The organism is Actinomycetospora sp., assembly GCF_055612215.1.
Genome location: NZ_JBVPVA010000816.1, coordinates 1 through 7376, shown reverse-complemented (window position 1 = coordinate 7376; position 7376 = coordinate 1). Strand labels below are relative to the sequence as shown.

Genomic DNA, 7376 nt, shown 5'->3' with positions numbered 1-7376 from the left:
AGTTCCGGCGCGCGGGGCTGCTCCCCCATGAAGCCGCCTTGCAGAATGATCGCGTCGGGGTTGAAGTAGCAGGGGTCCACCCGGCGCAGCGCCTCCAGGAAGGCCTGGTACGGCGGCAGGTCCGCGAGCTCCAGGGTCGGGTAGCTCTCGAGCTGGGCGCGGAAGCCCCAGTCGAGGGCGTCGACGACGAGTTCGAACTTGCCCGGCCAGCGCCGGTACAGCGTCGGTCGGGAGACCCCGGCGTCGGCGGCGATGTCCCCGAGGGTCATCTTCGAGTACCCGTCGAGCACGAGCCGGCGGCGCGTCGCGAGGATGATCGCCTCGTCCAGCGCCGGGTCCCTGGGGCGGCCACCGGGATTGACGGGTGCGGGCGTCCCTCCTCCTGCGGCCCCGGCCGCCGACGCCGTGTCGCCCTGCTCGTCCACGGCCCGCACCCTACGAGCGGGCGGGGACACGACGGGGGTCACGTCAGGTCGCCGTGGAAGGTCGCGAAGCGCGCGACGGACTCGCGCGGGGTGGCGAGGTCGCCGAGCGGGTGCTCCCGGTCGGCGTAGCCCAGCGCGAGACCGCAGATGACGATCTCGTCGTCGGAGATGTCGAGGTGGCGGCGCAGCACGGGATGGAAGTCGATGAAGGAGGCCTGGGGGCAGGTGTCGAGCCCGTACTCGCGGGCCGTGAGCATGAGCGCCTGGAGGAAGAGACCGGCGTCGACGAGCGCGCCGGCCAGCGGGTGGGCGCTCGTCGTGAGGATCATCCCGACGGGCGCGCCGAAGAACTCGTAGTTGCGCCGGTGGTGGCGATCGCGGCCCTCGCCGTCCCCGGGCTGCACGCCGAGGGTCCGTCGGTAGAGCTGGTCGCCGAACGCCGCGCGGCGGGTGCGGTAGGGCTCGGCCCACTCGTCCGGGCCCGGCTGGTAGGGATACCCGGGCTGCGCCGCCCGCTGCCCGGCGTCGAGGCTCTCCCACAGATCCTCGGCCAGCCGACGCTTCGGCTCGCCCGCGACGACGTGCACCCGCCACGGCTGGGTGTTGGAGTTGCTGGGCGAGCGCGACGCCGTGGCGAGCAGGTCCTCGACCAGCTCCCGCGCCAGGGGCGTCGGGAGGAAGGCCCGGACACTGCGCCGCGTGCACAGCGCCTCGGTGACCGAGCTGGCGGCGCGGCCGGCCGGCGGCACCGGCGACTCGTCCGAGCGGTCATCGGCGGGAACGGCCACGGTCACGCGGCGTCGGGGGCGACGACGTCGTAGGAGATCCGTCCGGCGGGCAGGAAGAACAACGCGATGACCGCGCCGCCGCGGACCTCGGGATAGTGGTGGCTGGCCGGGTCCGGCGCGGTCCACCCCGCGCCCTGCCAGCCGCGGGGCCCACCGAGCTGCGCGCCCTCGTCGAGGGGCACCACCATGTTGAGCTCGCCGTAGGGGTGCTGGTGGTACTGACCCCGGTAGACCGGGACGCTGTTCATGTAGACCGCGGTGACGCTGAACCAGCTCAGCTGTGCACTGGGCTCGGCGATCCGGCTGCGTCGGTACCCGGGTCCGTCGACCTCGACGTTCGCCGCCCACCCCTGCTCCACGCCCTCGGTGATGATCGCCGCGAGGTCGTCCCACACGGCGTCCCCCGGCCCGTGGGTGGCGTTGAGCCAGGACTCGAGCTCCGCCCCGGCGGTCTTGTTCTTGATCGACTCGAGGAAGGGGACGCTGCGTTCGATCAGGTCGTCGGCGGTCGCGGCCACGATGGCTCCTTGCTGCTCGATCAGCTCCGGCAGACGTCCTCGCCTGCTCGGGGAGGAACGCTAGGAGCTGGATACGTTACAGTCAATACTCGTAACGAAACCAGTCGCCGATGTCGCGTCTGGCGCCCACCGGCCGGGGGCGATACCTTCCCCTCCCCCTCGACCTCAGGAGCGTCCATGGTCATCCTCGGATTCGCCCTCAAGGGCGTCGGCTCGGCCTCCCGGTTCGTCGCGATGGCGTTGGCCCCGGTCGTCGCCGTCCTCACCTGGGGAGCGATCGAACAGGCGAGGGACAAGCGGAAGTCGACCGTCGACGCCGGGACGAGCCTCTGAGGCGGTCGGTCGCGGGCGGCACGGGGCGCTCGACGTCACGAACCCGTGGCTGACCCGACCTCGCCCAGGACCGCATCGGGATCTCGTGGGCGCCACCAGAGGTCGGACACGGCGTCGGTCCGGCGGGTGAGGTCGACGCGCTCTCCCGGTCGTGGCAGTGCGAGCACGACGCCGTGGGCCTCGGCCGCCCTCACCGCACGCTCGGCGGGTTCGGCCCAGGGGTGGAAGCCCAGCGCGTACGTCGCCCAGTGCACCGGCAGCATCACCCGTCCCCCGAGGGCGAGGTGCCCCTCGACGGCCTGCTCGGGGGTCGTGTGGATGTCCGGCCACAGCTCGGAGTAGGCGCCGACGGGCATGAGGGTCAGGTCGAACGGCCCGTGCTCGGCGCCCGTCCGGGCGTGTGCCTCGGTGGCTCCGGTGTCCCCCGCCGCGTACACCGCGTGGTCCGGGCCGGCCACCTTCCAGGCGGCCCACTGCGTGGTGTTGCGGCGGAAGGAACGACCGGAGAAGTGCCGACACTCGAGGCAGGTGAAGGTCAGACCGGCGGTCACGACGACGTCGTCCCAGTCGGCCTCGACGATGCGCGAGGCGGGAACACCCCAGGTCCGCAGGTGGGCACCGACCCCCAGCGGCGCGACGAACACCGCGCCGGTGATCCGCGCCAGCTCGGTGACGGTCGGCCGGTCGAGGTGGTCGTAGTGGTCGTGGGTGAGGAGCACGACGTCGACCTCGCCCAGGTCCGCCGGCGTGGCGGTGATCGCGTGCAGCCGGCGCGGGCCGAAGCCGGGCACGGGTGAGGTGCGCTCCGACCAGACGGGGTCGACGAGCACCCGCCGACCGTCCACCTCCAGCAGGACGCAGGCATGGGCGAACCACGTCAGGGCGAGCCCGGCGCGCTCGACGGCCGGGGGGTGCGCCGTGATCGGGACGGGCCCCGGAGGGGCCCCGCGCTCCCGGCGTGTGAGCACCATCGTCGCGACCTGGCGCAGCGTGAGGTCGGGTCGCGGCAGTCCCGGTTCCCGGTTCGCGAACGTGCCCGTCGGGGCGTGGGGCGAGCGGAGCGCGATCCGGCGGAGCTCGGAGGGCCGTGCCCCCATGGCGCGGCGGACGTGCACCCCGAGCCCGACCGACGCGAGCAGAGCGGCGAGGGCGGCGCCGAGGAGCACGGAGCGGGCCGGACGGATCACGGCCGGGAGGCCCGGACGAGCCACGTCGCGGAGTCGAACAGGACCCCGTCGGGAGTCTGGTGGGCCGCGAACAACGCACGGAGCCGCTCGAGAGCACGACCCTGTGTGGCCTCGTCGTAGCCCTCGAGCAGGGCCTCGTGGTGGGTGGCCGTGAACCGCACGGCGTCGTCCGGGTCCGCCCCCGACCAGTGTGGTGCGCGAAGGCCCTCGAGGGCGACGTCGACGAAGCCCGCGGCGCTGAGCACGCTCCGGACGCGGGCCGGGTCACTGAGCCCGAAGGGGCTCGGCCCGTCGGTCGGGGGGATCGGCGCCTCCCCGTCGGGGTGCAGGGCGCGCAGCACCTCGACCTGCCAGGGATTGCGCTCCGGGCCCTGCCAGGTGAGCAGCACGAGGCGCCCTCCAGGCCGGAGCGCCCGGAACAGAGCGGTGAACGCGGCAACGGGATCGTCGAAGAACATCGATCCGAAGTGGCTCACGACGGCGTCGAACGGCTCCTCGTCCGGGAGCGGGTCGACCTGCGCGTCGGCCACCACGAAGACCGCGTCGTCCCGACCCGCCGCCTGCGCGCGACGACGGGCGAGGCCGACGAGCGGCGCCGACACGTCGACGCCGACCACGCGGTGGGCCGTCTCCGCGATCCGGAGGGCCAGGGCACCGGGTCCGCTGCCCACGTCGAGCACCAGGTCGTCGGCCCGCGGGGCGACGGCCGACAGATAGGCCGCGTCGAAGCCCGCGTACCCGCGCTCGAAGTGTTCGGCGTGCTCGCTCCAGGCGCTGCCCGAGGAACCGTTCCACCGGGCGCGCTGCTCGGCGTTGGGCGCGGTGCTCACCGCCCCATCGTGCCGGAACTCGCCACCCGCGGGACGCCACCACGGACCGCGAACCCGGGGTGGATCGACGAGCTCGTCCGTCCTACCCCGGAGAAGTAGAAGTCGATCCTCCGGATAGAGGCGGTGGTGGCGCTGCCGGTCGCACGCCCGCGAAGGACTAGACCCTCGACTCGTCCGGAGACTGCCGACAGCCGGCGGCGTCGATGAACAGATCGATCTGGCGAGCCATGAGCGCCGACCAGTCCCCGGCGTCCGGCTGCGGCACCGCGATCAGCGAGCCGAAGACGACCACGTCCCGCATCGTCAGGTCGGGGCGGAGGGACCCGTCGCGCACGCCCCGTTCCACCATCGCGGCGATCCGGCCGTGGAGCTCGCCCCGGCGCTGGTGGATCTCCGCCGACGAGGAGACCGGAGCCCCGTGCGCGGGCATGACCAGCTGCGATCCGTGATCGACGGTTCGCTCGAGAAACGTCCGCAACGCGTCGATCCCCCGCAGGTCCCGAGCCTCGATCTCCCTCACCAGGTCGATCACGAGTCCGAACGCCCGGAGCTGGAGCGCCTCCAGCAGGTCCTCGCGCGTGGGGTACCGCCGATACAGCGTGCCGATACCGACGCCCGCCTCTTCCGCGATCTGGGAGAGGGTGGCCCCGGTGCCGTGGCGCATCAGGGTGGTCACCGCCGCGGCGAGAAGGCGTTCGCGATTGGCGACGGCGTCGCTGCGCAGCCGGCGACGCGGCGTGTCCGCGCCGGACGACACCCCACGGTCGCGGTTCACGGGCTGATGCTATCCGGCGGTCGCGACGGGCCCGCGGGCGTCGGACGGGTCGGACTCCGCCTCGTCGTGACCGAACCGGATCAAATCCTCCGTATAGGGTGAGGGCCGCCAGGCCACCCTGACCCACCCGAGGGAGTCGTCATGTCCGACGGAGCTGCGCCCATCCCGGATGACGATCCGTCGCGCGAGCTGACCATCGCGCGGCCCGACACCGACCAGAGCCTGACCCACGTCGGTCTGGTCGGCGACACGTACACGATCCTGGTCCGGGGCGAGGACACCGCCGGCAGGTACACGCTCATCGACATGCACGTGCCACCGAACGGCGGGCCGCCGCCGCACCGCCACGACTTCGAGGAGATGTTCACCGTCCTCGAGGGCGAGGTGGAGGCGACCTTCCGCGGCGAACCCGTGGTCCTGCGTGCCGGTGAGACGATCAACGTGCCCGCGAACGCGCCGCACTCGTTCACCAACGCCGGCTCCGCACCGGCGCGGCTGCTCTGCCTGTGCGCGCCGTCCGGCCAGGAGGAGTTCTTCACCCTCGTCGGGCAACCGGTCACGACGCGGACCGAACCACCCGCTCCGCTGAGCCCGGCCGAAGAGACGGCCTTCAGGGAGAAGGCCCAGGCGTTGGCACCGCAGTTCGCCACCGAACTGCTCCCGCCGCCCGGCGTCGAAGGACGCACGTGACGGACGATCAGCTCCGCACCCTCGACGAGATGCTGCGTGACGGACCACTTGATCTGGGTGGCGAACTGCACGAACAGCGTCGACTGCTGGTCGAGATGCTCACCGCGATCCCGCTTCCGGACGACGTCCGCGCCACCCCGGGCGATCTCGCCGGAGTACCCGTCATCACGGTCGACACCGGCGAGGGCGGCCTCGACGACCCGGGTGGCGGCGGGGTCGTGCTCTACCTGCACGGCGGGGCCTACGCGCTCGGATCGGCGGAGGCGTCGCTGGGGCTGGCCTCGGACGTCGCACGCCGGGCGCGGGCACGCGCGATCACCGTCGACTACCGACTGGCACCGGAGAACCCGTATCCGGCGGCGCTCGACGACGCCGTCGCGGCCTACGAGGCGCTGCTGGAGACGGTGGCACCCGACAAGGTGGCGCTCGTCGGTGAGTCCGCCGGCGGCGGCCTGGTCCTGGCCGCACTCGTCGTCCTGCGCGACCGCGGCGTCCCGCTGCCCTGTGCGGTCGCGGTGTTCTCGCCGTGGGCGGACCTGACGTTGAGCGGCGCGACGATGACGACGAAGTCCGACGTGGACGTCGCCGTCACCGCCCGCGGCCTCCGGGTGCGAGGGGCCGAGTACGTCGGCACGCGCGACCCCGCGACACCGACGATCAGCCCGGTCTTCGCCGACCTCACCGCTCTGCCGCCTCTGTTGATCCAGGCCGGATCCCACGAGATCCTGCTCGACGACGCCCTCCGGGTCGCCGCCCGCGCGGCGACCGCCGACGTCGCCGTGGACCTGCGGATCACCCCGCGCGCGCCACACGTGTTCCAGGGATTCGCCGCAGTGCTCAGCGAGGGTGACACGGCCCTGACCGAGGCGGGCGAGTTCCTGCGCGCGCACCTCCGGTGACGCGCATGCGGCGCCCGCTCGGGCCGCCGTCATCGAGGTCGTGCTCTCCGATGCTGTAGACCGGCCTCTCGTGACTCTCGGACACGTGGACGTTCGCCCGGATCCCCAGATCGAGCTCAGGGAGGCGCTGACGCTCTACGGCTCGGTGGGGTGGAGCGCGTATACCGATCATCCGGACGTCCTGGCCGCGGCCCTGTCCGGCTCCGACCTCGTGTTGACCGGACGAGTGGGTCAGAGCCTCGTCGGCCTGGCACGCACCGTGTCGGACGGGGCCTCGATCTGTTACGTCCAGGACCTCCTCGTGCGGCCCGACTACCAGCGCCGTGGTGTGGGTCGAGCATTGATGACCGACCTGCTCGCCCGTTCCCACCACTGCCGTCAGTTCGTCCTCATCACCGATCACGACGACCCCGGCGTGCACGCCTTCTATCGCTCGCTGGGTCTGGTGGACGGCGAGGAGAGCGGTACGTCTGTGTTCCTGAGGTTCGCGTAGCCCAGAAGCACTGCTGGGTCAGCGCCTCTGCGCCGCTCCGGGAGAGACGGCCACAACGCCCTCGCGGGGAGCGCTCGCGGATGTCGCCATCTGCCCGAGGGCGGCAAAGAGCAACATCCAGACGACGATCGCGATCCGGCCGGCGACGTCGGGCCCGAAGATGGCCGGTAGCAGGGCGACGAAGACGTAGAGGCCGGTGACCAGCACGATCCAGCGCCGCCAACCGGACAGCGACCGCGACCGGGCCAGGCTCGCCCCGGCCACCGTCATCGCGAGGCCGATGAGCACCGTCGGGACGCCGTAGAGAGAACTGACGAGGTCAGCTCGAGGGTCCCCGACCATCGCGTCGGCCGCTGTGATGGCGAACAGCTCCGTCACCGCGAGGAGGACGAGGCCGACGGCTGCGCCGAAGAGGCCGACACGCGCCGGCCGGGACGC

The 7376-nt window shown here is 72.5% G+C and carries 11 protein-coding genes; 4 read left to right on the top strand and 7 right to left on the bottom strand.

Annotated elements, in window-relative coordinates; translation table 11 throughout:
- The 3 genes from AC0CYZ_RS22280 to AC0CYZ_RS22270 form a co-directional block, all read right to left on the bottom strand.
- The coding region (locus tag AC0CYZ_RS22280) for a TetR/AcrR family transcriptional regulator (protein ID WP_472219360.1) at nt 1-425 on the bottom strand (425 nt) is incomplete at its 3' end.
- A gap of 38 nt (nt 426-463) precedes the next feature.
- Nucleotides 464-1213, bottom strand: a complete 750-nt coding sequence (locus AC0CYZ_RS22275) for a nitroreductase (protein WP_472219358.1) — start codon at nt 1211-1213, stop codon at nt 464-466.
- 2 nt (nt 1214-1215) lie between these two features.
- Nucleotides 1216-1731: a 4-hydroxylaminobenzoate lyase gene (locus AC0CYZ_RS22270; RefSeq protein ID WP_472219356.1), complete on the bottom strand. Its 516-nt coding sequence runs from the start codon at nt 1729-1731 to the stop codon at nt 1216-1218.
- A 177-nt stretch (nt 1732-1908) separates the two neighbouring features.
- Here AC0CYZ_RS22270 and AC0CYZ_RS22265 point away from each other — a divergent pair, with 177 nt between their 5' ends.
- Complete coding sequence (locus AC0CYZ_RS22265) at nt 1909-2064, top strand: hypothetical protein (protein ID WP_472219354.1); 156 nt, start codon at nt 1909-1911, stop codon at nt 2062-2064.
- A gap of 35 nt (nt 2065-2099) precedes the next feature.
- On the opposite strand, the gene AC0CYZ_RS22260 is transcribed toward AC0CYZ_RS22265, so the two are convergent.
- The 3 genes from AC0CYZ_RS22260 to AC0CYZ_RS22250 all read right to left on the bottom strand — a co-directional run bounded on the left by AC0CYZ_RS22260 (nt 2100) and on the right by AC0CYZ_RS22250 (nt 4856).
- A complete protein-coding gene (locus tag AC0CYZ_RS22260) occupies nt 2100-3251 on the bottom strand; it encodes an MBL fold metallo-hydrolase (RefSeq protein WP_472219352.1) in 1152 nt (383 codons plus the stop codon).
- The gene (locus AC0CYZ_RS22255; protein WP_472219350.1) at nt 3248-4081 is read right to left on the bottom strand and encodes a class I SAM-dependent methyltransferase; all 834 of its coding nucleotides are present in this window, start codon (nt 4079-4081) and stop codon (nt 3248-3250) included. The genes AC0CYZ_RS22260 and AC0CYZ_RS22255 overlap by 4 nt, the downstream gene beginning before the upstream one ends.
- A gap of 157 nt (nt 4082-4238) precedes the next feature.
- Nucleotides 4239-4856, bottom strand: a complete 618-nt coding sequence (locus AC0CYZ_RS22250; protein WP_472219348.1) for a TetR/AcrR family transcriptional regulator — start codon at nt 4854-4856, stop codon at nt 4239-4241.
- A 141-nt stretch (nt 4857-4997) separates the two neighbouring features.
- Here AC0CYZ_RS22250 and AC0CYZ_RS22245 point away from each other — a divergent pair, with 141 nt between their 5' ends.
- The 3 genes from AC0CYZ_RS22245 (at nt 4998) to AC0CYZ_RS22235 (ending at nt 6938) form a co-directional block, all read left to right on the top strand.
- On the top strand, nt 4998-5546 hold the full coding sequence (locus AC0CYZ_RS22245; RefSeq protein ID WP_472219346.1) for a cupin domain-containing protein: 549 nt from the start codon (nt 4998-5000) through the stop codon (nt 5544-5546).
- Complete coding sequence (locus tag AC0CYZ_RS22240) at nt 5543-6445, top strand: alpha/beta hydrolase fold domain-containing protein (RefSeq protein WP_472219345.1); 903 nt, start codon at nt 5543-5545, stop codon at nt 6443-6445. The genes AC0CYZ_RS22245 and AC0CYZ_RS22240 overlap by 4 nt, the downstream gene beginning before the upstream one ends.
- A gap of 85 nt (nt 6446-6530) precedes the next feature.
- Entirely contained in the window at nt 6531-6938 is a 408-nt protein-coding gene (locus AC0CYZ_RS22235; protein WP_472219343.1) for a GNAT family N-acetyltransferase, read from the top strand.
- A gap of 18 nt (nt 6939-6956) precedes the next feature.
- On the opposite strand, the gene AC0CYZ_RS22230 is transcribed toward AC0CYZ_RS22235, so the two are convergent.
- The coding region (locus AC0CYZ_RS22230) for a hypothetical protein (RefSeq protein ID WP_472219341.1) at nt 6957-7376 on the bottom strand (420 nt) is incomplete at its 5' end.

Coding starts and splice junctions, on each gene's coding strand:
- AC0CYZ_RS22265 (WP_472219354.1), top strand. CDS start 1,909: ATGGTCATCCTCGGATTCGCCCTCAAGGGCGTCGGCTCGGCCTCCCGG.
- AC0CYZ_RS22245 (WP_472219346.1), top strand. CDS start 4,998: ATGTCCGACGGAGCTGCGCCCATCCCGGATGACGATCCGTCGCGCGAG.